This is a genomic window from Pseudomonas sp. MWU12-2020 (genome assembly GCF_023100605.1).
Taxonomy (GTDB): Bacteria; Pseudomonadota; Gammaproteobacteria; order Pseudomonadales; family Pseudomonadaceae; genus Aquipseudomonas; species Aquipseudomonas fluorescens_H.
This window is the reverse complement of sequence record NZ_JALMEX010000005.1, coordinates 390035-414224: the sequence shown is the minus strand read 5'-3', so window position 1 is coordinate 414224 and position 24190 is coordinate 390035. Positions and strand designations below refer to the sequence as shown.

Sequence of the window (24190 nt, the reverse complement as noted above, 5' to 3'; positions counted from 1 at the left end):
ATTCAACCCGATGCCTGCAACAAAAACAGCAATCAAACGTGCAGACGCAAAAAAGCCGGGAATTTCCCGGCTGCCGCATCATACACACGTTTTCCCAAAGGATCACCCCGCCCGAGGTTTTAGCCGCCGGGCGGAGTGATTCAGGTCAACGTCGTATCAAGGCTTGGACTTTTCCAGATAACGGAAGAAGTCGCTGCTTGGGTCGAGAACCATGACGTCGGTTTTGTTCGCGAAGCTTTCACGGTAGGCACGCAGGCTACGGTAGAAACCGTAGAACTCCTGATCCTGACCGTAGGCCTTGGAGTAGATCGCAGCGGCCTGTGCATCGCCATCACCGCGAATCTCTTCGGATTCACGATAGGCTTCAGCCAGCAGCACGCGGCGTTGACGATCGGCGTCGGCACGGATGCCTTCGGCCAGCTCGTTACCCTTGGCGCGGTGCTCGCGAGCTTCACGCTCACGCTCGGTGCTCATACGTTCGAACACGCTGCGGTTCACTTCCTTCGGCAGATCGATGGCCTTGACCCGGACATCGACCACTTCGATACCCAGCTCTTTTTCCGCCATCGAGTTCAGCGACGCGGTGATGTCAGCCATCAACGCATCACGCTCACCCGACACCACTTCGTGCAGGGTGCGCTTGCCGAACTGGTCACGCAGGCCCGATTCCAGGCGACGGGACAGACGCTCGTCGGCGATCTGCTTGAGGCCGGAAGTCGCGGTGTAGAAGCGCTCGGCATCTTTCACGCGCCACTTGGCGTAGGCATCGACCATCACGGCTTTCTTTTCCAGGGTCAGGAAGCGCTGTGTCGGCGCATCCAGCGTCATCAGACGTGCGTCGAATTTACGCACCTGGTTAACGTAAGGCACTTTCACATGCAGGCCCGGCTGAACATCGGCCTGAACCACACGACCGAATTGCAGCAGCACCGCACGCTCGGTCTGAGCCACGATGTAGAAGCAGTTCCAGCCCACCAGCACCACGACAACGCCAACGATCAGGGCGATCAGCGATTTATTGCTCATCAGCGGGTCTCCCTTGTACGTGTCTGCGGCAGGTCAGTGACATGCGGCGCGACGTCCGTGTTGTTGCTGGCGGCAGCCGAACCGGTGACCGGTGCATTGCTGCCCGAACTGTTCTGGATCATTTTGTCCAACGGCAGGTAAAGCAGGTTGCTCTGGCCGTTCTTGTTGCCGGTCACGAGTACCTTGCTGGTGTTGCTGAAGACTTCCTGCATGGTGTCCAGATACAGACGCTGGCGGGTGACTTCAGGGGCCTTGCGATACTCGGCCACCAGCTTGGTGAAGCGGTCAGCTTCACCCTTGGCGCGCGAGACTGTTTCGTCGCGGTAACCGTTGGCATCCTCGAGGATGCGCTGGGCCTGACCACGGGCTTCCGGCACGACGCCGTTGGCGTAGGTTTCAGCCTGGTTGCGCGAACGCTGCTCGTCTTCACGGGCACGGATCACGTCGTCGAAGGCTTCCTGCACTTCACGCGGGGCTGCCGCGTTCTGTACGTTGACCTGAGTGACGGTGATACCGGTGCGATAGGTATCGAGGAAGCGTTGCAGACGCTCCTTGATTTCGCTGGCCATCAATTCACGACCTTCGGTGAGCACCTGGTCCATGGCGGTCGAACCCACCACGTGACGCAGGGCGCTGTCGGTCGCATGCTGCAGGCTGATTTCCGGCTGATCGACGTTCAGCACGAAGTCCTGCAGGTTGCTGATCTTGTACTGCACGGTCAGCGGCACTTCGACGATGTTCTCGTCTTCGGTCAGCATCTGGCCCTGCTTGGTGTAGGCACGCTCACGCGTGACGTTCTCCATGTACTTCTTGTCGATCGGCGGGAAGTAGATGTTCAGGCCGGGGCCGACCGTCTCGTAATACTTGCCGAAGCGCAGCACCACGGCTTGCTCCTGCTCGTCGACCACATAGACCGCGCTGTACAGCCAGACAGCCGCCAGCACGACGAGGCCGATGCCGAGCAGACCGCCGAAGCCGCCACCGCTCCTGCCCGAACCACCGCCGTCATCACCACCGCGTTTCTTACCACCACCGAACAACCCGTTCAGGCTTTCCTGCAGCTTTCGGAAGGCCTCGTCGAGATCCGGTGGCCCCTTGCGGTCGCCGTTATTGCGGCGCTTGCCACCCCAAGGATCCTGATTATTCGAGTTGCCACCCGGCTCATTCCAAGCCATAGCGCTCTCCATCTGATAAAGCAAAGACGCACCCACGGCGCGCCGACCAATGCTACAGAATGCCTGCCGTCGCGGCACAACCGCTTTGCCAGGCTTTTATTGCAAAGTGTGTTGCTCGATGAATTCCATCGGCTGCAATCCTTCGCGGCTTACCAGTCGATTCAACTCGACCCGGGGCAAACGAACGGCCAGCAGGCAGATGCCTTCTTCGTCATGCTCTTCTTTCTGTACCGCACCGAGCTCGAAGAACTGCGCACGCAGTCGAGCGAACCGTTGTGGCAAGCGCAATGTCCCCACAAACAAATCACTGCCCAGCAACTCGGCAATGGCCTGCTCAAGCAATTCCAGACCCGTGCCATCACGCGCCGACAGCCAGACCCGCTGCGGTTTGCCATCGGCATCGCGCTGGATCTGTGGCTCAACGCCTTCAAGCAAATCGAGTTTGTTGTATACCTCGAGGATCGGCAAGTCCTGGGCTCCGATCTCGCCCAGCACCACCATCACCTGCTCGATCTGCAACATGCGATCCGGTTCGGCCGCATCGATCACGTGCAACAGCAGGTCGGAGTTGCTCGACTCTTCGAGCGTAGACCGAAATGCCTCGACCAGCTTGTGCGGCAAGTGCCGAATGAACCCTACCGTGTCCGCCAGAACGATCGGCCCCAGGTCGTCCAGTTCCAGACGGCGCAGGGTCGGGTCCAGCGTGGCGAACAACTGGTCGGCCGCGTACACCTCGGATTTGGTCACGTTATTGAACAGCGTGGATTTGCCGGCGTTGGTATAGCCCACCAGAGAAACGGTAGGGATATCCGCACGGGAGCGGCCGCGTCGCGATTGCTCGCGCTGGCTGCGCACTTTTTCCAGACGACCCTTGATCTGCCGCAGACGAACCCGCAGCAGACGCCGGTCGGTTTCGAGCTGGGTTTCACCCGGGCCACGCATGCCGATACCGCCACCCTGACGCTCAAGGTGAGTCCAGCCGCGAACCAGCCGGGTGCTCATGTGGTCAAGCTGGGCCAGTTCGACCTGGAGCTTGCCTTCATGGGTACGGGCGCGCTGGGCGAAGATATCGAGGATCAGGCCGGTACGGTCGATCACGCGACACTCGAAAACACGTTCGAGGTTACGTTCCTGACTGGGCGTGAGAATGTGATTGAAAATCACCAGATCGGCCTTTTCGGCATGGACCAGGTCGCGTAATTCCTCGACCTTGCCGCTGCCAATCAGGAATTTGGCGGTTGGCCGATGACGCGGTACGTTAAAAAACGCAACGGTCTCGGCGCCCGCCGAATTAGCCAATTCCTGAAACTCCTGCGGATCTTCGCGCGCCTCAGGGTCCTGACCTTCCAAGTGAACGAGAATGACTCGCTCACCACCACCGTGGCGCTCAAAGAACAAAGGAGACTCCTATCAGGCGTTACCTGGCTCAGCGTCACCTGCATCGGATTCGGTTGCGCTAGGCAGACGAATTGGACGTACTGGCACGACTGTAGAGATAGCGTGTTTGTAAACCATCTGGCTCACGGTGTTTTTCAGCAGGATAACGAACTGGTCGAACGACTCGATCGTGCCTTGCAGTTTGATACCGTTGACCAGGTAGATGGAAACCCCAACTTTCTCTTTACGTAAAGTATTCAAGTAAGGGTCTTGTAGCGAATGCCCTTTTGACATGTGCCGCACTCCTTTAAGGATTCAATAATAAAAATAGGTAATTCAGATGGCTTTGGCCGCCACACCCCCAAGGATAGACGGCAATTGCAAGGACTCAGCTCAATATGGAGATGGTCCCAAGGTATTTCAAGGCGCGTGGCAGATTGTCGCAATCAAGACTGTCCAGCCAGTGCAGTTCTTCCCAGCTGCGCAGCCAGGTGAACTGGCGCTTGGCCAATTGACGCGTGGCAATGATGCCGCGTTCCTGCATTTCGGCTAACGACAGCTTGCCATCCAGGTAGTCCCAGACTTGGCGGTAGCCTACCGCACGTATAGACGGCAACCCGGAATGCAGGTCACTTCTTTTACGCAGGGCTACGACCTCGTCGATGAACCCCTGTTCCAGCATATTTGTGAATCTTTGTTTAATGCGCTCGTGCAGTACCTGGCGATTTGCCGGAGCAATGGCCAAGTTCGCGACAGTATAGGGCAATTGTTGCTGTCCCGAAGCGGCTGCTTCAGTACTTTGCGCAGATTGTTGCTGACGCAGGGCGGTCATGCTCTGACCGCTGACCCGATAGACCTCCAGCGCCCGACTCAGGCGCTGCGGATCGTTCGGGTGAATGCGTGCCGCCGACACCGGATCGATGAGCGCCAGTTGCTCGTGCAGGGCTTGCCAGCCATGGCGTGCAGCCTCTTCTTCGATCTGCGCACGAACCTCGGGATCCGCCGCCGGCATGTCCGCCAGACCTTCGACCAAAGCCTTGTAATAGAGCATGGTGCCGCCGACCAGCAGCGGAATTTTCCCGCGCGCGGTGATTTCAGCCATGGCTTGCAGGGCATCGCGGCGGAAATCCGCAGCCGAATAGGCTTCGGCTGGATCGAGAATATCGATCAGCCGGTGCGGAAATTCGGCCAGCAGTTCTTTCGAGGGCTTGGCGGTGCCGATGTCCATGCCGCGATAGACCAGCGCCGAATCGACGCTGATCAGCTCGCACGGCAGCACCTTGGTCAGCTCGATGGCCAGGTCGGTCTTGCCCGCAGCGGTCGGGCCCATCAGGAAAATCGCTGGAGGAAGCTGGCTCATCAACGACCGCGCAGGAACAGTTTGTCCAGATCGTCCAGGCCCAGCTGGGTCCAGGTCGGTCGGCCATGGTTGCATTGACCGCTGCGCTCGGTGTTTTCCATGTCGCGCAGCAGGCCGTTCATTTCCGGCAGGGCCAGGCGCCGGTTGGCGCGGATCGCGCCGTGGCAGGCCATGGTGCCGAGCAGTTCGTTCAGGTGTGCCTGAATCCGGTCGCTGGTGCCGTACTCCATCAGGTCCGACAACACGTCACCCACCAGGCGATTGGCCTCGGCCTGTTTGAGCAGGGCCGGAATCTGGCGGATCGCCAATGTTTCCGGGCCCAGGCGCTGCAGTTCGAAGCCCAGTTTCTGGAACCATGCGGCATGTTCTTCGGCGCAGTCGGCTTCACGCTGACTGACCGCCAGCGACTCCGGCACCAGCAGCGGCTGGCCGCTGAGACCTTCGCTGGCCATGGCGATTTTCAGGCGTTCGTACATGATCCGCTCGTGCGCGGCATGCATGTCCACCAGCACCAGTCCCTGAGCGTTCTCGGACAGGATGTAGATGCCCTTGAGCTGCGCCAGCGCGTAACCCAGCGGCGGAATGTCTTCCTGGCCGGCTGGCAGCGCGTTGGCATTCGCTTCCGGCAACGGTGCGAAGAACTCGCGGTAAGCGGCTTGTGCCTCGGCCGCCGGCACAGCCGACTGCGGACGCGGCGTGTACTGATACTGATAAGCGCCGCCAGCGCTGGCGCCCGACGAAGTATTGAACACCGGTTGCGCCTGCGGCTGCTCCAGCAGCGCGTTGGCCGCCAGACGCATTTCGCCTTGGGGGCCGAATTCACCCGCCTCGATGCCGGTTGGACGGACGACAGCAGTGGTGACCGAACCGGCCAGTTGATCTTCCGGACGCACATCGCCCAATGCGCGGTGCAACGTGCCGTAAAGGAAGTCATGCACCATGCGCCCGTCACGGAAGCGCACTTCGTGCTTGGTCGGGTGCACGTTGACGTCCACCGCTGCTGGATCGACCTCGAAAAACAGCGCGAAGGTCGGATGACGGCCGTTGAACAACACGTCGCGATAAGCCTGACGCACCGCGTGCGCCACCAGTTTGTCGCGCACCGCCCGGCCGTTCACAAAGAAATACTGCAAGTCCGCCTGGCTGCGGTTGAAGGTCGGCAACCCGACCCAGCCCCACAGGTGCAGACCGTTGCGCTCGATCTCGATCGGCAGCGCCTGCTCGAGGAAGCCCGAACCACAAATCGCCGCCACCCGCCGGGCGCGGGCCGCATCATCGTGGGCCTCATGCAGGCTGAGGATGGTCTTGCCGTTGTGGCGCAGATGGAAGGCCACGTCGAAACGCGCCAGCGCCAGACGCTTGATCACTTCCTGCAGATGATCGAATTCGGTTTTTTCGGTCTTGAGAAACTTGCGCCGCGCTGGCGTGTTGAAGAACAGGTCGCGCACTTCCACCGAAGTGCCGACCGGATGCGCTGCCGGCTGAACGCGAGGCGCCATGTCGCGACCTTCGGTCTCGACCTGCCAGGCCTGATCGGCGTCGCGGGTGCGCGAGGTCAGGGTCAGGCGTGCCACGGAGCTGATCGATGCCAGCGCTTCACCACGAAAACCGAGGCTCATCACCTGTTCGAGGTCTTCGAGATTGCGGATCTTGCTGGTGGCGTGACGGGCCAGGGCCAGCGGCAGGTCGTCGGCGGAAATGCCACTGCCGTCGTCACGCACCCGCAGCAGCTTGACGCCGCCCTGCTCGACATCGACGTCGATGCGCTTGGCACCAGAGTCGAGACTGTTTTCCAGCAATTCCTTGATCACCGAAGCCGGGCGCTCGACCACCTCACCGGCGGCGATCTGGTTCGCCAGCCGCGGGCTGAGCAGTTCGATGCGTGCGGCGTTCAACACCTGGTTCATTCTTTGGACGCCAGTTCGGTGCCAGGAATGGTCAGGTGCTGACCGACCTTCAGCTCATCGCTGCTGAGATTGTTGGCACTGCGCAGCGTGGCGGGCGACACCTGATAACGCACGGCGATCATCGCCAGGGTCTCACCCGGACTCACGCGGTGATCGCGCGGGCCTTGGGCGATCTTGCCGGAGTCACGCAGCCAGGCAATGTAGGTGCCCGGTGGCGGGTTCTGCTGGAAGAACTGCCGCACACCGCTGCTGATCGAACGTGCCAGCGCCTGCTGATGGCTTGATGCAGAGAGCTTGTTCGCTTCGTTGGCGTTGGAGATGAAGCCGGTTTCGACGAGGATCGACGGGATGTCCGGCGACTTCAACACCATGAACCCGGCCTGCTCCACGCGTTGTTTGTGCAACGGAGTCACGCGGCCAATGTTGGTCAGGACTTTCTGGCCGACATTGAGGCTGGAGGTCAGCGACGCGGTCATCGACAGGTCGAGCAACACGCCGGCGAGCATGCGGTCCTTGTCGTCGAGGCTGACGTTGCCGGCACCGCCGATCAGGTCGGAACGGTTTTCGCTGTCGGCCAGCCAACGGGCGGTCTCCGACGTGGCACCGCGATCGGACAAGGCAAATACCGAGGCACCGAAGGCAGCCGCCGACGGCGCGGCGTCAGCATGGATCGAGACGAACAGGTCGGCACCCTTCTTGCGGGCGATTTCGGTCCGGCCGCGCAGCGGAATGAAGTAGTCGCCGGTCCGGGTCAGCTCGGCGCGGAAGCCTTTCATGCCGTTGACCTGACGCTGCAGTTCGCGGGCGATCTGCAGCACCACGTCTTTCTCACGCTGGCCGCGCGAGCCGGACGCGCCCGGGTCTTCGCCGCCGTGGCCGGCATCGATCACCACAATGATGTCGCGTTTGCCGGCCGGGGCCGGTGGCAGTTTGATCGCTGGTTCCGAAGGCGTCACCGGCACTGCCGGCACGGTCGCAACCGAAGGCGTCGGAGCTGGCGGCGGGGCGGCATCGGCGGCATTGTCGAACAGGTCGACCACCAGACGGTTGCCGTATTGCGCGTTCGGCGCCAGCGAGAAACTTTTCGGGGTGACGGCTTTTTTCAGGTCGATGACCACCCGCAGGTCGGTCGGCGTGCGCTGGGCCGAGCGCATCGCGGTGATCGGCGTGTTGGCGGTCGACACTTTCAACGGCGCACCCAGAGTGGCGCCATTGATGTCAATCACCAGTCGATCCGGTGCGGTCAGGGTGAAGACACTGTGCTGCACCGGGCCGCTCAGGTCGAAGACCAGTCGCGTATTGTCCGGCGCCCGCCACAGGCGCACGCTGTTGACCTTTGTGTCGGCCACAGCGTTGACGGCCACTGCCATCAACATCAGTCCTGCGGCAGCCACCAACGCGCGAAAGCGCATACCTAACCCCATCATTTAATTGGATTCCAATGCCAAAGCGGCACACCAGGACTCACCACGCGCGCCCTGGGACAAAATTTTCAGCGAACGGCCGCTGTCTTGCGGGGTAATGGTAATGGTCAGGTCAGGCTTTGGCAAAAAGCCTGCACCTTTATCGGGCCACTCGATCAGGCACAGGGCATCGTCTTCGAAATAATCGCGGATACCGAGAAACTCCAGCTCCTCCGGATCGACCAGACGGTACAGGTCGAAGTGAAAGGCACGGACGTCGCCGATCTCGTAGGGCTCAACCAGAGTGAAGGTCGGACTTTTTACTGCGCCGACATGCCCAAGCCCACGAATGATGCCCCGCGACAGGGTGGTTTTACCCATGCCCAGATTGCCTTCGAGAAAAATCAGGCCATGGCCCTGGGTAACGCGGGCGATCCGTGCGCCAAAGTCGCTCATGGCCTGTTCATCGGCCAGGTACAGGGTTACTTCAGACACGGTGCATGCTCCTCCAACAACTGACGAATGGCTGGAATCAGATCACTGGCCGCCAGCCCACGGCCGAATTTACCTAGTTGCGCGCCGGCATTGGCGTGCAGCCAGACTGCGAGGCAGGCGGCATCGTAGCCGTCCATGCCCTGCGCCAGCAGCGCCCCGGTCAACCCGGCGAGCACATCGCCAAGGCCGGCAGTGGCCATGGCCGGATGGCCCTGATGACACAACGCCAGACGCCCATCGGGATGAGCGATCAGGCTGCCGGCGCCTTTCAGCACGACGACGGCTGAGTATTTTTTGCACAACGCCCGCGCGGCGGCCGGGCGATCTGCCTGCACCTCAGCGGTACTGACGTCCAACAGGCGCGCCGCCTCGCCCGGATGCGGAGTGATCACGCAATTCCCGGGCAGACTGACAAAACCGCTCGCCAGCAGATTCAACGCGTCGGCGTCCCATACCTGCGGCAGCGGCGCATTGGCGGCAGCGGACAACAGCGCCCGGCCCCAACTCGCCTGTCCGAGACCCGGACCAACCACCAGCACCGAGACCTTTTCCAGCAGCCCCATCAACTGATTGGCCGACGATGTGCCGAGCACCATGACTTCCGGCATCCGCGTCAGCGCTGCCGGGACATGTTCCGGACGGGTTGCCAGCGACACCATGCCGGCGCCGCTGCGCAAGGCCGCTTCGCTACTGAGCAGAATCGCCCCGCCAAAACCCTGATCGCCGCCGATCAACAGCAAATGCCCGAAGCGCCCTTTGTGCGCAGTGGGCGCACGCGGAGCCAGTCGCGGAAGATTAGCCGTCGTGAGACGCAGGACGCTGACAGGAATGTCACGGTAGATGTCGGCAGCGGCTTGCAGATCGTTAAACACCAGCGCTCCGACCTGATCCGCCGCATCACCGGTGAACAGGCCGAGCTTCAAGCCAATAAAGGTCACGGTAAGGTCGGCGTGAACCGCAACGCCAAGGACATGCCCGGTATCGGCGGACAGCCCCGAAGGAATATCCACCGCCACCACCGGCAGGCCACCGGCATTGATCGCCTTGATCGCAGCGGCATACGGCTCGCGCACATCGCCGGACAGTCCGGTGCCGAGCAAGGCATCGACGATAATGCCGCGCAGCTCGAATTGCGCAGTCCAGCCCTGCACGGCGACGCCATCGCTCAGGGCCTGCGCATAAGCCTGCGCAGCGTCACCCTGCAAGCGTTGCGGATCACCGACGGCCAGCACCCGCACCGCCCAACCGGCCCGGTGCGCCAGCGCGGCGATCAGAAAACCATCACCGGCGTTGTTGCCATGCCCGGCCAGCACGGTCATTTCGTTCGCCGACGGCCATTGCCGCACCAATGCTCGCCAGGTCGCGTGCGCGGCGCGCTGCATCAATTCGAAGCCCGGGGTGCCCGCAGCGATCAGCCGCGCGTCGAGTGCTCGCACCTGTGCAGCGCCATACAGCGCGTCGGGTAATTCATCTTTCGTGTGCGGCATGCGTCTTCGGGCTCCGATGTCTGGCAGAATTATACGCACCTCAGCTCCGGTTTCTCTCGCCTCATGTCCGCCATCACCACAGATCTTCCCGCCCTCGCCCAATCGATCAAGGATTGGGGCCGCGAGCTGGGCTTCCAGCAAGTCGGCATCAGCGGTCTGGACCTGGCCGAGCATGAGCAGCACCTGGAGCGCTGGCTCGCCGCCGGCTACCACGGCGAAATGGATTACATGGGCGCCCACGGCAGCAAACGCTCGCATCCGGAGGAGCTGGTTCCGGGTACGTTGCGCGTGGTTTCGCTGCGTATGGACTACCTGCCCGGCGACACGCAAATGGCGCAAATGCTCGCGCAACCGGAGAAGGCCTACGTTTCGCGTTATGCCTTGGGCCGCGATTACCACAAATTGATCCGTAAACGTGTGCAGCAATTGGCCGACAAGATTCAGGCCGAGATCGGCCCGTTCGGTTTCCGTGCCTTCGTCGACAGTGCCCCGGTGCTGGAAAAAGCCATCGCCGAGCAGGCCGGACTGGGCTGGATCGGCAAAAACACCCTGGTACTGAACCGCAAGGCCGGCAGCTATTTCTTCCTGAGCGAACTGTTCGTCGATCTGCCGCTGCCGGTGGACGAACCGCACAGCACCGAACATTGCGGGCGCTGCACCGCGTGCCTGGATATCTGCCCGACCAACGCCTTCGTCGGCCCGTATGTGCTGGACGCGCGACGGTGCATCTCGTACCTGACCATCGAACTGAAAAACGCCATTCCCGAAGACTTGCGCCCGTTGATCGGCAACCGCGTGTTCGGCTGCGACGACTGCCAGATCGTCTGCCCGTGGAACCGCTTCGCCCGGCCATCCGGGGAAAGCGATTTCAAGCCACGGCACAACCTGGACAACGCCGAACTGGCCGAGCTGTTCCTGTGGGACGAGGACAAGTTTCTCAGCAGCACCGAAGGCTCGCCGCTGCGCCGCGCCGGTTACGAGCGCTGGCTGCGCAATCTGGCGGTCGGCTTGGGCAACGCGCCGTCGAGCATTCCAGTGCTGGAAGCCTTGAAGGCGCGCCGTGACTATCCGTCAGAGCTGGTGCGTGAACACGTCGAGTGGGCGCTGAAACAGCACGCTGAACGCACTACTTAAATGGGGTATTTCAGAACAAAATACCCTCTTTAGACTTTATTTTTTACCCCCATTTAGAAGCGCGGCATCTATTCAACATTCCCGACAGAATATTTCCACGCGATCGCCAGCGTGACGTCAAGGTGCGTCGTTGTAGACGAACTTGGGCATTTCCCAGTGGAACCGAATCGCCAGCAGCCGCAGCAGAAAGCCGCCGAACAAGGTGATCAGGATCGCCTGCTCGCTCGGCACATTCAGATACAGACAGAGCATGTAGCACCACGCGGCGGCGAACGAGACGCTGGCGTACAGTTCGCGGCGGAAGATCAGCGGGATGTCGTTGCAGAAGATGTCGCGCAGGATGCCGCCGAATACCCCGGTGATCACGCCGCTGACCGAGGCCACCAGCATGCCGTGGCCCATTTCCAGAGCGGTCATGCAGCCGATCAGGGTGAACGCCACCAGACCGACCGCATCGAGCACCAGAAACAGTGAGCGCAGGTGACGCATCCAGCGGGCGGTGAACACGGTGAGCATCGCGGCGGCCGAGGTCAGCACCAGGTATTCCGGGTGTTTGACCCATGTCAGCGGATAGTGCCCGAGCAACACGTCACGCACCGAACCGCCACCCAGCGCCGTGACGCAGGCGATCAGCACCACACCAAACCAGTCCATGCCGCGCCGTCCGGCAGACAACGCGCCAGTCATGGCTTCAGCGGTAATGGCGATCAGATAGAGCATCAGCAACATGGCGGCGGTCCTGGCAGGAAGGCGCGCAGTCTAGCCATTTCAGCGCCGCACCAGAAGGGGGCGCGCTCCGGGATGCATTTCTGACTTGAATCTTACGGGACTCTGACGCCCTCTTCGCGAGCAAGCCCGCTCCCACAGGGGGAACGCATTCCAAATTGTGGGAGCGGGCTTGCTCGCGAAGACGTCAGGGCAGACACCCCTCAATCAGAACTTGATGAAATGCTTGCGGTAGTGCTGCAGCTCGGCGATCGACTCGCGGATGTCGTCCAGTGCCAAGTGAGTGCTGCCCTTCTTGAAGCTGTCGCGCACGTCCGGTGCCCAGCGTGCGGCCAGCTCTTTGAGCGTCGACACGTCGAGGTTGCGGTAGTGGAAGTAGCTTTCCAGCGCCTTCATGTGGGTATAAAGGAAGCGGCGGTCCTGGCAGATACTGTTGCCGCAGATCGGCGACTTGCCCTTCGGTACCCATTTCTCGAGGAAAGCGATGGTTTCGGCCTCGGCCTCGGCCATGCTGATACGGCTGTCACGCACACGCTGGGTCAGACCCGAGTTGCCGTGGGTGCGGGTGTTCCACTCGTCCATGCGGGCGAGCACTTCGTCACTGTGGTGAATGGCGATCACCGGACCTTCGGCCAGGGTGTTCAGGTCACTGTCGGTGACGATGGTGGCCATTTCGATGATGACGTCGTTTTCCGGATCCAGACCGGTCATTTCCAGGTCGATCCAGATCAGGTTCTGCGGGTTTTGCATATTCGGGCTCCTAGGCAATGCTGCGCAGTTTAGCCTAGGCCGATGCCCGGGCGTGCTAAACTCGCGGCCGTTTTACCTAATCGCTGCATTCTTCAGACGGAACACCCATGGCCAAACGCCAACTCAATCGTCGTCAAAACTGGCGCATCGAAAAGATTCAAGGCGAGCGCGCCGCGCGCGCCGCCAAACGCGAGTCCTCGGCGGTCGAAGCCCTCGAGGGCGGCGACCTGGGCCCAGAGCAACACGGCCTGGTGATCGCCCACTTCGGTGTGCAGGTCGAAGTCGAGGCCGTGGACGGCGAACAGGCCGGCCAGGTTTTCCGTTGCCACCTGCGCGCCAACCTGCCTGCACTGGTGACCGGTGATCGGGTGGTCTGGCGCGCCGGCAACCAGGGCATCGGGGTGATCGTCGCGCAACTGCCGCGCAGCACCGAACTCTGCCGCCCGGACAGCCGTGGCCAGCTCAAGCCAGTCGCTGCCAACGTCGACATGATCGTCATCGTCTTCGCACCGCTGCCCGAGCCGCACGCCAACCTGATCGACCGCTACCTGGTCGCCGCCGAACACGCCGGCATCCGCCCGTTGCTGCTGCTGAACAAGTTCGACCTGATCGACGAGCAGAACGCCCCGGCGCTCAACGCGCTGCTGGCGGTGTACCGCACGCTGGGTTATCCGGTGCTGGAAGTCTCCGCGCATCACGGCAACGGCATGGAACAGTTGCAGAAGCAGCTCGACGGCCGCATCAGCGTGTTCGTCGGCCAGTCCGGGGTCGGCAAGTCGTCGCTGGTCAACAGCCTGTTGCCGGAAGTCGAAACCCGTGTCGGCCCGCTGTCGGAGTTGTCCGGTCAGGGCACGCACACCACGACCACCGCGCGCCTGTTCCACTTCCCTGGCGGCGGTGAGCTGATCGACTCCCCGGGTATCCGTGAGTTCGGCCTGGGCCACGTCAGCCGCGCCGACGTCGAAGCCGGCTTCATCGAGTTCAACGACCTGCTCGGCACCTGCCGCTTCCGCGACTGCAAGCACGATCGCGAGCCGGGTTGCGCCCTGCTCAAGGCCCTGGAAGATGGTCGCGTGCAGCAGCAACGGATGAACAGCTACCGCTCGATCATCGCCAGCCTGCCGGAAAACGGCTACTAAACAGCTGCACCGGCAGCCCCTCGTCCGAGGGCTGCCGGATGTCGGACCACGCCTGACACATCCCCCGACCGTTTAAACGTCAGACCTTTCTGACAGGCCTGCTCGCGCCTGCCTGCAGGACATTTCTCTTTCCGCGCGCAGACCTTGCGGGCACTTTAGAGATGCCTAAATTGGGTTGTTCCTTCGCACCTTCGCGACCTTCGAGGAACCCCATGCAGACCTACCATTTGTTCATCAGCCATTCGTGGAACTACGCCCACGCCCACGACAATCTGGTGCGCCTGCTCGGCGCCAAGGCGGATTTCAGTTTCAAGAATTTTTCAGTGCCGCCGCACAATCCGATCATGGGCGCGCAGACCGACAGGCAGTTGGAAGCAGCCATCGAAAACAAGATCCGGCCGTGCTCGGCGGTACTGATCATGGCCGGGATGTATTCGACCTACAGCAAGTGGATCAACAAGGAAATCGAGATCGCCAAGCGCATGGGCAAGGTGATCATCGCGATCAAGCCCTTCGGCGCCGAGCGCATTTCCACGGTGGTACGTGCGGCGGCACACGCCGAGTGCGCGTGGAACACCAACAGCATCATCGGTGCGATCCGTCAGCACACGGCGGTGTAAACATGCGCAAGGGACTGTTTATCGGCATCAACCACTACTCGCACGTTTCGCCCTTGAGCGGTTGCTGCAACGACGCCATGGCCATGGCGTCCGTGCTGAAAACCGACGCCAACGGTGACCCCAACTTCAAGAATGTGGTGCTGACCTCGGCTGAAGACGACCTCGGCCGAGGCAAGCTCGAAGACCAGATTCGCGAGCTGTTCTCCGGCGACTGCAACGTCGCCCTGCTGTACTTCGCCGGGCACGGCGGCTTCGACAGCGACAACGATGAAGGCATGCTCCTGCCGCAGGACTATCGCAGCGCCAAGGACGGCATCCGCATCAGCGACATTCTCAACTGGGCCGCCAAAGCCACGAAAATCAAAAACAAAGTGATCATCCTCGACTGCTGCCAGAGCGGCGCGGCAGGCGAAGTGCGCGCCTTGCGCAGCGAAAGCAGCGTGGTCGGCGAAGGCATGACCATCCTGACCGCCTGCAAAGAAGAGCCGGCCCTGGAAGGTGCGCAACACGGCGTGTTCACCGGTTTACTGTTGCAGGCCCTGCACGGCGGTGCGGCGAACATCCTCGGCAAGATCACACCGGGCAGCCTGTATTCCTTCGTCGACAATGCACTCGACGCCTGGGAGCAGCGCCCGGTGTTCAAGACCAACGTCTCGCAGTTCATCTCCCTGCGCGAAGTCTCGCCGCTGATCCCCAAGGAGATCCTGCGCAAACTGCCGGAATGGTTTGCCGAAGCCGAATCGACGTTCCGCCTCGCCCCCAGCTACGAACCCACCGAGGCCACATTCGACCCGGAGCACGGCGAGGTCTTCGCCCAACTGCAAAAGTGCAACCGCCACAGCCTGATCGAACCGGTCGACGCCGAACACATGTATTACGCCGCCATTCACTCCACTGGCTGCCGTCTCACGGCGCTCGGCGCCTATTACCGTGAACTCGCCATAAAAGGACACTTCTGATGCCCGTATTCATCAGCTACCGCCACATGGATCGCCCGCAGGCCATGGCGATCAATGCCCAATTGATGCAGGCCAACATCAAGACCTACCTCGACGTGCTCGACCCGGAATCGCAGACCACCGACGACATCACCGGGGTCATCACGCGCAACATCACCGACTGCACGCACCTGCTGGCGGTGGTGTCGGAGAAAACCGCGTTGTCGTGGTGGGTGCCGTTCGAAATCGGCGAAGCGACGATCAGCAACCGGCGGATCTGCTCGTTCCGCACCGGGCCGGCGCAGCTGCCGGAATACCTGGACAAGTGGCCGAAGCTGAGCACGAACAATGACCTGAATTTCTTTATCGATGCGTACCGTGAAGAAGTATCGAGCAAGCGTTCGATGACGCTGGATTCGAGCAATGAATCCTTTAGTGGCACTTACAAGCGCAATGCCGAGTTTTTCCACGAACAACTGAAGAACCGGATTCGACGGGGGTTCTGACAGATGTAAAAAAGCCGCGACACAATCGCGGCTTTTTTACTTTCAAAGTCCGGGCGCGACTCTATCCAGTTTCCAGCCCAACGCATCCAGCGCGTCACAGCCGTCCTGAAGCAGGATATGCGCGGCACTGGCGAAATGTTCCAGATCATGGCCTTCGGCGTCTTTGATGCACAGGCAACCGACGCTGTTGAGCATGTTGCGCAGGATGTTCAAACGATGCTTTGCGGTTTCGAGAAGGGCCGAGGCCTTGGCTTCGGTGTCGATGTAGAGAGTGGGGGTGGTGCTGATATTGCCTTGAAGGGGACGAAAATCGGGCATGGTTTTATCTCATCTGATAAGTGAAGCTCCCTCCCTTCCGCGGCTAAACGAAAACTGGGTGGTAGCTGTACGCGGGTTAGCCGACCGGACAGATGAATCCGGCACACCCGAGGGTGTCCCACGCACAGCCACCATAGACATCAAAATACCAGGCAGCAAAAAGCGCCGCGTCAACACGGGCGCTTGTGCATCATCTGTTACGACCGGCTAAAGTCGATCACCGATTCGTCGGTGACGGGCGAACTATAGGCGAGCCGATGGGTGAAGTAAAACCCGCTTTATACCTCTCGGAGCCGTCCTACAGCAGTCCGAGAAATTGCCTCGCTCGCCAATTATTGATTGGGAGGGCGGTCATCCCTTCGCGCTTGATTGCTCCAAATCGACTAACCGAGTCTTGGGGCCTTCATGCTTCAAGCGTTCAGTGACCAGCGCTGGCCATAGGTTTCGGGAGCGACGTTTGGCAACGCTGTAGGTGAGTTCCTGGATTCGAAAACACGGATAAAGAAGAAATGTGCAGACAACCATTACTGCGTCAGTCCCACCCAAGTAGTTTTTTCCGCCATTTTCGGCTTTGGTTTTTTTAATGCCATTGAGGGTGTCCTTGAACCAGCCGCTCATGTTGGGTTTCACCGCCAATTGGCTTTTTACAAAAGCATCCGACTGACTGTGATTCCCGTGCACATCGAAATAAGGGCCATTGTTCATGTATGAGCGGATGTACTCCCAGAAACCCTTTTGCATTTGCAAGGTTTTACCAAATGGAGCACCGAGGCTGACCATGAGCGCTTTTTCCGGCTCTTCAAATTTCCACACCCGGATTTCCAGCGAAGCGCTCTGCATTCCGCCTATGTGGGTACCAACAACCTGGAACTCATTGGCCACGGCTGACATGCCATCCCAAGGGGCGTGGAACAGTTCACCGTCATGATCCAAATACACTTCCCGAGTGCGGCGATTGAACAGAATGGGTAGCGGTAGCGGCCGGAATGTTTCCCAAAGGAAGGGCACCAGGAAAAATGCCGCCGACATAATCAGACCTGTAGGTACTCCGTCCCACTTCCCGTTAAGCATCAGCAATACAGCGAGGCCTATACCGGCGACTCCACCCATTCCACCTAATATTCCAGTCCATAATCCCCGATACGAATCCCCCCCTGATTGCAACGCCAAGTAATGTTCGGTGTGTTCATCGGTAATAAACAGCTCCATTGGCTGCTCGCCCGTTGGCTTATTGGCTTCAAGGATTACGGCGGATGAAGCACCGTTTTGGGGGTGTTCCGGGTTGTTCATATCCATGCTCGCTCCATGATGGTGACCGCTGGTAGCGTCAATCCTTCTTGTGGGGAATAGATCAACTCACCCTCGATCCGCATCAAGTCCCGCACCCCATCTTCATGGTAAACACGGCGATACGGAGTGGTTCCTTTTGAGACGGGAATGCGGCTGCCGCTATGCAGAGCAAAGTCCTTACCCGTCCATTCGACCTTTTTGATTTTCTCTGGATGATAACCAAGGGTATCGCCCCAGACTTCGATTCCCTTGAAGTGAATCATTGCTTCGGTCAGCAATACGTTTTCCCCAGGCAGTTTCAACATTAGATACGTGGAAGTGACTTGGCCCTGATACGGGTTCATCTCTGACAGGCGTCGGGCTTCAAAACTGATGGGAAAAAGAATGGGGTACAACTTATCCATGGACTGGGTGTAGCTGCTCGACCAGGTATCGTCTGGACGAATGCCAAACCGACTGTGTTTCACCCATTGCACTAAAAGAGAGTCCGCTGTGTAGAGCCGGGCGATGACACCCGCGACAATCACTACGGTGAGGCCCAGTATTTTTAAGCCTATGTGCGGTGCAACATTCATTCCCGCTGCAATTGCCGACGCTTCACCAAGCAGCACAGCAACCTGAGCGGCACGGTAAGCCCGAAAAAGTTTTACATAGAGAACAACGCTGGAAACTTCGGCACCGATGATAGCCAGATTCGTAACCATAGAATCAAAGTCGCCTGCCTGATAGGCCTCAAATGCTTCCATGCCATAGACAATGGCGTCTAGGCTTAGGACAACTGCTTGCGCTCCTGCAACTGCCGCTGCAACGCCCAACGCTCTAACAAGAACTAGCCTTGCGGGGACTGAAGTTCTTCCGCTCTGCTGCACCGCCGAAGCCCAATCAACCTCTGCCACTCGCTGAGCGACGGCAGCAACTGCTGCACCAGTGCCAAGTGCAGCACCAAATGCTCCCACCCATTTTTTGGTTGTTCCGCTCTCAACCAACTGCCCCGCCGCCCAAACAAAATTCCCCGCTGCCACCAACGTCACCAAAACCTTCACCGGCGCCTTACTCAACGCCCCCTTCAAATCAAACACACCACTCAACTCACCCCCAGCCGCCAGGTTCACCGGCAACGGCGCCAACTTGCTACTGGCCGGCACCAGATGCATGAACGGAATCCCCGCCGCCACGCCACTGGCAAGCGACGCAACATTCAAATGCGCGGGCGGTGCCTGCCGAGTGCCCATCAAGTCGCTGTACCACTCACCCAATTGACGCGTCGTAACAGCCAGTGTCTGAATGCGCTGATCGCTGCGGGCCAATGCTGCCGCCATGTACAGGCGCCCGGCGTGGCTGGCAGCATTGTCGGTTTGATGCAATTGCAGCGCGGCGACGGGAGCGATGGACAAGAACAATGCTTCGAGACTGGCTGAGGGGTTGTGTTGTTTGAGCTTGTCGGCGGCCTTGTTCAGCCCATCGGCATGGGCAAAGGCTCTGGCCAGTTTGTCGGCGCTCTCTTGAACGACTGACTTGCTGTCGCGCGTCAGATCGCTGAAATCCACGATGTACTTGATTTCGCCAATGCTCAGTCGCGAGGGCAACCCTAGTAATGCCCAAAGCAGCCATGGCTTGCCGGCCTTATCACCTTCCAGGTGGCGGGTGATGACCTCAGCGCCAATGCTAGTGCTGGCCGGCCCGAGACAGGCTTCGGCGAAATGCAGCTCCAAGGCTTCTCGGGCAATTGCCTGGGCAATGTCGAAGTGGCCGCAAGCCGTGTCCATGCTCGACGGGCCGGTCGCTTGCAGGGTGTTAAACCATGTCACCCAGAGTTGAACCAGACGCCGCACGTCGGCGGTATATCGCTCGTTCTGCGCCTCTTGATCCTTCCACGTTCGCTGGAGTTCGTCATAGCGAGTAATGGACGGCAGTTGCGCATTCAACTGACGGTCGCTTTCGCTCAAGGACTTGAGGACTCCGGCCATTGCCCACTCTTCGGCGTGATGCTCCTGATAGCTGTCGAATGCAGTCTTGCGCGCACGGATCAGCGCAGCGAGGTCAAACAGCACGCCCCACGGATCATCGATGACGGCAAAGGTCTGTTGCTCGCACGCCTTCATCTGTCGCTGCATCTTCAACCAGTCAGGCGCGTGCTCCGTTTCAGGCTGGGCGCTCCAGCCATACCGTGTTGCATCGGCGTATTCGCCGATCTGTTTGCCGACGGTTTCGACAGGGCCGCTGAACGGTGCCACACCCGGGACAAGACTGCGCATGATGCGCTTACGCACGGCGGCATCGGTTTTGGCTGCAACGTATTGCGGCTCGCTCCAGCGCACGGGCGACCACACCAATGCGGCAAGATCCCCGGCCCGCAGGAGCAGATGCGGTTTGACCCGCGTGTCGGTCACGTTGCCCGCGCGCGGAGTTTGGGTGAGCAATGCCTTTTCGACTTGATACTCCACCAGTTGGGCTGGTTTGCTTTCCCAGACGTAAAGCCAGCCGTCACGCAACAAACGGGCAGTGTAGTTGAGTGGATGCTCAGTCAGGTCAGGATGGCGCGGCCCAAGCTTGGGGAATTGCCCATTCAGCGCAGGCAAACCATGAGCATCCGTGGCAACAGAGGCCGTCGGGCCAATTGCGTAACGCAATGGCAGAACGGCGGCAAACAGCGGGCAAGTGCCAATGCGATTCTTGTGGCCGGCGCTCATGGGTTTGTCTCCGGATTGGCCGGCAGACTGAGCGCCAGCAGCAGTGACTCAGGCAAGGTTATTTGCGCGATCAGTGCTTTTTTCTCTGGCGCTGAATCGTATTCCGGATGCTGGTTTTCCCAGGCGCAGACAGGCCCGTTTCCGTGCCTCAGCCAGACGCTGTCGACACCAAACCAGAAGCCTTTCGGCCATTGCGCTTCTGCCATCCAAGCGCGGGTCAGCGCCCGGCCGTCGGCCAGACGCAACCAGAATTCTTGTTGTTGCTCGTCAACGATCCGCAAGCGGCGCTGCAAAATCGACAGCAATTGCGGGCTGGTTTGAGACGTTGCCAGCCATACGCCGTGTTGCAGATCCGCGCCGCTCCACCACGCGGTATGGGTCGCACTGCCGAGTGAGGCGTTAAGCAAAAACGGCCCAGAAGCGCTGATTGGCTCGTAAGCGGTGCGGCTGAACAGCGACTGCGGATGGTCGGGACCGTAGTGCTCGTGAAGCCAACCCGTGCCGTCCTTATATTGAGATCCGTCGATCAGTAGCAATCCTTTGTGCGGGATATCTGGCTTCATGCGTCAGCCCTCTCGGCGGTATCGCATACCGGACAAATGCCGGTCTCCGCCTCACGAAAGACGATGGCTTGCTTGAGCAGGGCCTCCATCGGAATTGAGTCAACGTCAACATGCTCGGCTACTGCCGCCAACGCCGTCTGCGGCGCGACACCTGCCATCGGCGCGCCCCCCTCGACGATGGCGACACTGCTGAAGATCCCGCCCGCATTGATCACGAGGTGATGCCCACCCGCCGTAAGCGTCAGGCTCGTGCCGGCATCGATCACCACTTGGCTGGCCGTAAAGCGCGCATGCGGGCCGGCCTGAATCACCAACGTGCCTTGCGCCGTGGTGCTGCTATTGCCGCTGACGCTGAGCAGGTCGTCGCTGCCGATCACCGTGTGGCGCGTACCGTCGGTGGTGTGCCGCTCATCAGCCTTGATCAGGCTGGTGCTGTGATGGTCCACCTGTTCGAAACGATCGTGGCGGATCAGGCTGTGGCTGTCGTTGAGGATCAATTGTTCGAAGTCGCGCTCGGCGCGCAGGTAGATCTTTTCCTGGCCAGCGCGGTCTTCGATCAGCAGTTCGTTGTAACCGCCGGTGTGCGGTGAGCTGTGACTGCGCAGCACGGTTCGGGTCTTGTGCTCGGGCAAGGTGTAAGGCGGGGATTTGACCTTGTTGACCACGCAACCGGTGATCAGCGGCTGGTCCGGGTCGCCCTCAAGAAAGGTCACAACGACTTCCATGCCGATACGCGGGATGGTCACCGAACCGAAATTTTCACCGGCCCAACTCGATGCAACACGAATCCAGCAACTGCTGCGTTCGCTGTCGAGTTCGGCACGGTCCCAGTTCAGCTCGCATTTCACGCGGCCGTATTCGTCACAGTAGATTTCTTCGTTGGCGGGCCCGGTGACGCGAGCGGTCTGGCTGACCAGCGGCCGGCGAGGCGCTGGTAATGGCGGGCGAAATACCACCTCGGCGGGAATCACGCTGAAGCTGTTGCGATAGCCCTGAGTGAAACCGTCGGTGTCTTTCGCGTCGCTGGTAATCGACTCCTCCAGCACCTGGGGCTGTCGGCCAGTGTGAGAAACGCTGAGCAACAGCCACAGGTCATTGCCGCTTTTGCGCGGGTGCTCGGTCAGTTCGAACAGGTGGCCGCAGCGCAGGCTCGACTGATCGCTCTGCCCCTCGCCCAGTTCATAGTCGCTGCGATAGCGCTCAAGTGCCTGCCGGGCCAGTTGCTTGCCGCGCTTTTCGTTCCCGATCAACAGCGGGTAGCGGTAATCCTCAAGCGCCGGGGTGAACTCGGCGGTGAAGTGGCTTTCGAGCAGAAGTCTCGGGCGCTGGAGGTCATAGTCACGGCGGGTAACGGTGCTGGTGCGTGTGCTTTTGCGCACGCTGAAGCGGCTGACCACCGGATGCTCCGCAACCATCCCGCTATCTTGCTGATACGGCGTGGCACCGATTGTGGGCAAAAACACCTGATCGTCGGTGAACACCAGCAAATGGCCGTCCGCCGAGTGCTGGTGATGCCAGGCGATGCCGTCTTCGGCGCACAGGCGCTGGATGAATTCCAGATCGGATTCGCCGTACTGAGTGCAGTACTCACGCGGCGGGTTCGCCGTGACATGAAAGATAAAGGCATCACCCTGAATGCCATGTCCCTTGAGTACCTGCGCGATGATCTGCGGCACCGTGCGCTGCTGGAAAATCCGCTGATCGTGGCTGAACTGCAAGTAATGCAGCGCTGGCACCAGCGTCAGGTGATAACGGGTCAGGCGCTTGCCGGCCTCACCGACCAGGACGTCTTCGATACGCCCATGAATACCTTCACCGTTGTGGCCAAACTGCAAAAACGCAGGCTGGCTGAGCAGGCGTTCCAGATCGAAATCCGGGTGCTCGCTAACCAGTTCGATGTGGAGGGTATAGAGCGTGCTGATCGCTTCGGTGCCATTGAAAGCCAGCACCTGAAAGTCGTGACGGATAGCAGGAATCTGCAACGCAAAATGCGCGGCATTGGCCGGCCGGAACATACGCTTATCCTTAAGCAAAGAGGAAAAGAGCGCGATGTCCAAACCGTCCTTGGTTCGTGCTCGCGAGAATTGGCGGGCACGCTAACAAGGTAAAAAAATGATTGATGTAGGGTAATTCTTCAAAACTGGAAAGAAACTTCCCTCACGAAGATCTGCCGCTCAGCAGAAACAAAAAAGCCACGGTGACCGTGGCTTTTTTGCGAATCACTGCTTCGGTGCGGCGGCTGGTGGAGCCGCCGGCGCTGGTGCCGCAGTCCCCGGCGCGGCCGGTTTCGGTGCGGCGTCGTCGAACAGGTTCAGGCGTTCACGCAACTCGTGCGCCGGCACTGGTTGCTGATCTGCCGGCAGCGCGTTCGGATCGACCGGCGTTGCCGGAGCGGCGCCGTTCTGGCCTTCGGCGGCGGGCTTGGCCGGTTCGGCACCTTGCGAGCCTTCGATGGCGGCCTGGGCCTTCTTGGTCAGGACCACGATGTCGATGCGGCGGTTGACCGGGTTGAACGGATCTTCCTTGTCGAACAGCGCCGACGAGGCATAACCCACCACCCGCGCCACTTGCCCGTCCGGATAGCTGCCGGCAACCAGTGCACGCCGCGCGGCGTTGGCACGGTTGGCCGAGAGTTCCCAGTTGCCGAAATCGCCGGTGCCGGTGTACGGCTTGGCGTCGGTATGGCCACTGATGCTGATCTTGTTCGGCACCGCTTTGATGGTGTCAGCCATGGCCAGCAGGATGTCTTCGAAGTACGGTTTCAGGCGTGCGGAACCTGAGTCGAACATCGGCCGGTTCTCGGCGTCCATGATCTGGATGCGCAAGCCGTTCGGGGTGATCTCGAACAGGATCTGGTCCTTGAACTTCTGCAGTTGCGGGTTCTCGTTGACCTTGTTCTGCAGTTCTTGCAGCAACAGTTCCAGGCGCTCTTTCTCGACCTGCTCGGCCATGCCTTCGACCTGCTCGGTGTCGACCGTGACCTTGTCCGGTTGCGGCTGCGACTTCACTTCAGGGTTGAGGGTGTTTTCCGGCGCCAGGGTCGGCGTGCCGCCCAGATCGATGATGTACGGCGTACCGCTTTCGGAGAAGCCGACCGGATCCTTGAAGTAACCGGCGATGGCGATCTTCTGCTCAGGCGTTGCGGTGGACAGCAGCCACAACACCAGGAAGAACGCCATCATCGCCGTGGCGAAGTCGGCGAAGGCGATTTTCCACGCCCCGCCGTGGTGCCCACCGGCTATGCGCTTGACGCGCTTGATGATTATCGGCTGATTATTTTCCATGG

The 24190-nt window shown here is 60.3% G+C and carries 22 protein-coding genes; 5 read left to right on the top strand and 17 right to left on the bottom strand.

Going from position 1 to position 24190, the window contains the following annotated elements:
• Positions 1-156: 156 nt before the first annotated feature.
• The 9 genes from hflC to M0814_RS14675 form a co-directional block, all read right to left on the bottom strand.
• Positions 157-1026: a protease modulator HflC gene (hflC, locus tag M0814_RS14715; RefSeq protein WP_003221118.1), complete on the bottom strand. Its 870-nt coding sequence runs from the start codon at positions 1024-1026 to the stop codon at positions 157-159.
• Positions 1026-2201: an FtsH protease activity modulator HflK gene (gene hflK / locus M0814_RS14710; RefSeq protein WP_003221116.1), complete on the bottom strand. Its 1176-nt coding sequence runs from the start codon at positions 2199-2201 to the stop codon at positions 1026-1028. The genes hflC and hflK overlap by 1 nt, the downstream gene beginning before the upstream one ends.
• A gap of 96 nt (positions 2202-2297) precedes the next feature.
• Entirely contained in the window at positions 2298-3599 is a 1302-nt protein-coding gene (gene hflX, locus M0814_RS14705) for a ribosome rescue GTPase HflX (protein WP_003221114.1), read from the bottom strand.
• 12 nt (positions 3600-3611) lie between these two features.
• On the bottom strand, positions 3612-3872 hold the full coding sequence (gene hfq / locus M0814_RS14700; RefSeq protein ID WP_003221112.1) for an RNA chaperone Hfq: 261 nt from the start codon (positions 3870-3872) through the stop codon (positions 3612-3614).
• Positions 3873-3966: 94 nt separating this feature from the next.
• A complete protein-coding gene (gene miaA / locus M0814_RS14695) occupies positions 3967-4938 on the bottom strand; it encodes a tRNA (adenosine(37)-N6)-dimethylallyltransferase MiaA (RefSeq protein ID WP_103485506.1) in 972 nt (323 codons plus the stop codon).
• The gene (mutL, locus tag M0814_RS14690; protein WP_177434721.1) at positions 4938-6836 is read right to left on the bottom strand and encodes a DNA mismatch repair endonuclease MutL; all 1899 of its coding nucleotides are present in this window, start codon (positions 6834-6836) and stop codon (positions 4938-4940) included. Before mutL ends, miaA begins: the two co-directional genes overlap by 1 nt.
• A 5-nt stretch (positions 6837-6841) precedes the next feature.
• Positions 6842-8269, bottom strand: coding sequence for an N-acetylmuramoyl-L-alanine amidase (locus tag M0814_RS14685; RefSeq protein WP_201137054.1), 1428 nt, complete (start codon positions 8267-8269; stop codon positions 6842-6844).
• A gap of 3 nt (positions 8270-8272) precedes the next feature.
• Positions 8273-8743, bottom strand: a complete 471-nt coding sequence (gene tsaE / locus M0814_RS14680) for a tRNA (adenosine(37)-N6)-threonylcarbamoyltransferase complex ATPase subunit type 1 TsaE (protein WP_103485508.1) — start codon at positions 8741-8743, stop codon at positions 8273-8275.
• The gene (locus M0814_RS14675; RefSeq protein ID WP_103485509.1) at positions 8731-10230 is read right to left on the bottom strand and encodes an NAD(P)H-hydrate dehydratase; all 1500 of its coding nucleotides are present in this window, start codon (positions 10228-10230) and stop codon (positions 8731-8733) included. The genes tsaE and M0814_RS14675 overlap by 13 nt, the downstream gene beginning before the upstream one ends.
• 63 nt (positions 10231-10293) lie before the next feature.
• Between M0814_RS14675 and queG the strand changes: the two genes are divergently transcribed.
• A complete protein-coding gene (gene queG, locus M0814_RS14670) occupies positions 10294-11364 on the top strand; it encodes a tRNA epoxyqueuosine(34) reductase QueG (RefSeq protein WP_103485510.1) in 1071 nt (356 codons plus the stop codon).
• 117 nt (positions 11365-11481) lie between these two features.
• On the opposite strand, the gene M0814_RS14665 is transcribed toward queG, so the two are convergent.
• Positions 11482-12093, bottom strand: a complete 612-nt coding sequence (locus M0814_RS14665; RefSeq protein WP_003221099.1) for a trimeric intracellular cation channel family protein — start codon at positions 12091-12093, stop codon at positions 11482-11484.
• Positions 12094-12297: 204 nt separating this feature from the next.
• A complete protein-coding gene (orn, locus tag M0814_RS14660) occupies positions 12298-12840 on the bottom strand; it encodes an oligoribonuclease (RefSeq protein ID WP_003221098.1) in 543 nt (180 codons plus the stop codon).
• Between the two features lie 107 nt (positions 12841-12947).
• On the opposite strand from orn, the gene rsgA reads away from it, so the two are divergent.
• The 4 genes from rsgA (at position 12948) to M0814_RS14640 (ending at position 16043) form a co-directional block, all read left to right on the top strand.
• Positions 12948-13979, top strand: coding sequence for a small ribosomal subunit biogenesis GTPase RsgA (rsgA, locus tag M0814_RS14655; RefSeq protein ID WP_003221096.1), 1032 nt, complete (start codon positions 12948-12950; stop codon positions 13977-13979).
• Positions 13980-14191: 212 nt separating this feature from the next.
• Complete coding sequence (locus M0814_RS14650; protein ID WP_103485511.1) at positions 14192-14599, top strand: TIR domain-containing protein; 408 nt, start codon at positions 14192-14194, stop codon at positions 14597-14599.
• Positions 14600-14601: 2 nt separating this feature from the next.
• On the top strand, positions 14602-15558 hold the full coding sequence (locus tag M0814_RS14645) for a caspase family protein (RefSeq protein ID WP_103485512.1): 957 nt from the start codon (positions 14602-14604) through the stop codon (positions 15556-15558).
• Positions 15558-16043 (top strand): toll/interleukin-1 receptor domain-containing protein, encoded by a 486-nt coding sequence (locus M0814_RS14640; RefSeq protein WP_103485513.1) that lies wholly within the window; start codon positions 15558-15560, stop codon positions 16041-16043. Before M0814_RS14645 ends, M0814_RS14640 begins: the two co-directional genes overlap by 1 nt.
• A 42-nt stretch (positions 16044-16085) precedes the next feature.
• Here the strand turns inward: M0814_RS14640 and M0814_RS14635 are convergent, their stop codons facing one another.
• The 6 genes from M0814_RS14635 to motB form a co-directional block, all read right to left on the bottom strand.
• Positions 16086-16361, bottom strand: coding sequence for a hypothetical protein (locus M0814_RS14635; protein WP_103485514.1), 276 nt, complete (start codon positions 16359-16361; stop codon positions 16086-16088).
• Between the two features lie 351 nt (positions 16362-16712).
• Entirely contained in the window at positions 16713-17657 is a 945-nt protein-coding gene (locus M0814_RS14630; RefSeq protein ID WP_103485515.1) for a hypothetical protein, read from the bottom strand.
• Positions 17648-20341, bottom strand: coding sequence for a toxin VasX (locus tag M0814_RS14625; protein ID WP_103485516.1), 2694 nt, complete (start codon positions 20339-20341; stop codon positions 17648-17650). The genes M0814_RS14630 and M0814_RS14625 overlap by 10 nt, the downstream gene beginning before the upstream one ends.
• Entirely contained in the window at positions 20338-20904 is a 567-nt protein-coding gene (locus M0814_RS14620) for a DUF4123 domain-containing protein (protein ID WP_103485517.1), read from the bottom strand. The genes M0814_RS14625 and M0814_RS14620 overlap by 4 nt, the downstream gene beginning before the upstream one ends.
• Positions 20901-22919, bottom strand: coding sequence for a type VI secretion system tip protein TssI/VgrG (tssI, locus tag M0814_RS14615; protein WP_103485518.1), 2019 nt, complete (start codon positions 22917-22919; stop codon positions 20901-20903). Before tssI ends, M0814_RS14620 begins: the two co-directional genes overlap by 4 nt.
• Before the next feature lie 204 nt (positions 22920-23123).
• Complete coding sequence (gene motB / locus M0814_RS14610) at positions 23124-24188, bottom strand: flagellar motor protein MotB (protein ID WP_103485519.1); 1065 nt, start codon at positions 24186-24188, stop codon at positions 23124-23126.
• Positions 24189-24190: the final 2 nt, after the last annotated feature.

Bases quoted from the DNA above. Each gene is read 5' to 3' on its own strand.
- M0814_RS14665 (WP_003221099.1), bottom strand. From the start codon at position 12,093: ATGTTGCTGATGCTCTATCTGATCGCCATTACCGCTGAAGCCATGACT.
- M0814_RS14650 (WP_103485511.1), top strand. From the start codon at position 14,192: ATGCAGACCTACCATTTGTTCATCAGCCATTCGTGGAACTACGCCCAC.
- miaA (WP_103485506.1), bottom strand. From the start codon at position 4,938: ATGAGCCAGCTTCCTCCAGCGATTTTCCTGATGGGCCCGACCGCTGCG.
- M0814_RS14645 (WP_103485512.1), top strand. From the start codon at position 14,602: ATGCGCAAGGGACTGTTTATCGGCATCAACCACTACTCGCACGTTTCG.
- orn (WP_003221098.1), bottom strand. From the start codon at position 12,840: ATGCAAAACCCGCAGAACCTGATCTGGATCGACCTGGAAATGACCGGT.
- hfq (WP_003221112.1), bottom strand. From the start codon at position 3,872: ATGTCAAAAGGGCATTCGCTACAAGACCCTTACTTGAATACTTTACGT.
- M0814_RS14685 (WP_201137054.1), bottom strand. From the start codon at position 8,269: ATGGGGTTAGGTATGCGCTTTCGCGCGTTGGTGGCTGCCGCAGGACTG.
- M0814_RS14625 (WP_103485516.1), bottom strand. From the start codon at position 20,341: ATGAGCGCCGGCCACAAGAATCGCATTGGCACTTGCCCGCTGTTTGCC.
- M0814_RS14620 (WP_103485517.1), bottom strand. From the start codon at position 20,904: ATGAAGCCAGATATCCCGCACAAAGGATTGCTACTGATCGACGGATCT.
- M0814_RS14635 (WP_103485514.1), bottom strand. From the start codon at position 16,361: ATGCCCGATTTTCGTCCCCTTCAAGGCAATATCAGCACCACCCCCACT.
- rsgA (WP_003221096.1), top strand. From the start codon at position 12,948: ATGGCCAAACGCCAACTCAATCGTCGTCAAAACTGGCGCATCGAAAAG.
- queG (WP_103485510.1), top strand. From the start codon at position 10,294: ATGTCCGCCATCACCACAGATCTTCCCGCCCTCGCCCAATCGATCAAG.
- motB (WP_103485519.1), bottom strand. From the start codon at position 24,188: ATGGAAAATAATCAGCCGATAATCATCAAGCGCGTCAAGCGCATAGCC.
- M0814_RS14630 (WP_103485515.1), bottom strand. From the start codon at position 17,657: ATGGATATGAACAACCCGGAACACCCCCAAAACGGTGCTTCATCCGCC.
- tssI (WP_103485518.1), bottom strand. From the start codon at position 22,919: ATGTTCCGGCCGGCCAATGCCGCGCATTTTGCGTTGCAGATTCCTGCT.
- M0814_RS14675 (WP_103485509.1), bottom strand. From the start codon at position 10,230: ATGCCGCACACGAAAGATGAATTACCCGACGCGCTGTATGGCGCTGCA.
- hflK (WP_003221116.1), bottom strand. From the start codon at position 2,201: ATGGCTTGGAATGAGCCGGGTGGCAACTCGAATAATCAGGATCCTTGG.
- hflC (WP_003221118.1), bottom strand. From the start codon at position 1,026: ATGAGCAATAAATCGCTGATCGCCCTGATCGTTGGCGTTGTCGTGGTG.
- M0814_RS14640 (WP_103485513.1), top strand. From the start codon at position 15,558: ATGCCCGTATTCATCAGCTACCGCCACATGGATCGCCCGCAGGCCATG.